Source organism: Kiloniella litopenaei (assembly GCF_000982415.1).
GTDB classification, from domain to species: domain Bacteria; phylum Pseudomonadota; class Alphaproteobacteria; order Kiloniellales; family Kiloniellaceae; genus Kiloniella; species Kiloniella litopenaei.
The window spans coordinates 1-467 of record NZ_LANI01000077.1 but is presented as its reverse complement, the minus strand read 5'-3'; the positions used below and the strand labels follow the sequence as shown (position 1 = coordinate 467).

General features: G+C 48.4%; 1 protein-coding gene. It reads right to left on the bottom strand.

The features are described from left to right. Window positions 1-369, bottom strand: a 369-nt coding sequence (locus WH95_RS20175) for a helix-turn-helix domain-containing protein (RefSeq protein ID WP_046510252.1), incomplete at its 3' end; no start/stop codon positions are given. Between the last annotated feature and the right edge of the window lie 98 nt (window positions 370-467).

The following is a 467-nucleotide window of genomic DNA, read 5'->3' as shown; positions in this document are numbered from 1 at the left end:
CGTTTCTGTTCCGTCGCCAACAACGTTTTTTTTATATGTATATCCTTGACGAATGAACCAGCGGGATACAGAAGATAAATGCACCCTGGTGCCCAGATCCTCAAGCTCCCGGCACAGTTCAGCCATGCTGATGTCAGGACTTTCCTCAATCCGGCGGATCAGAAAATCCCGATGACCATCCAGCTTGGAATAACGCCAACCACCATCCGGTTTTGGAGTGGAAATACCTTCTCTTGTCCAGTCATCCAGCCACCGGATTACGCAACTGGGTGAAAGCCCGAATTGGCGAGCTGCAGATCGACGTGAATGCCCCGCTTCAACATAACGAATAATTCGCTCTCTAAGATCAACTGAGTAGGCTTGCCCCATCACGCTCCTCCATTCACTGCACCATAAAGACAGTGAATCAGAGATCAAATGATTTGAGAACCCCCTAAATGATTCCTACTGAACGCAAATCGCTCTAA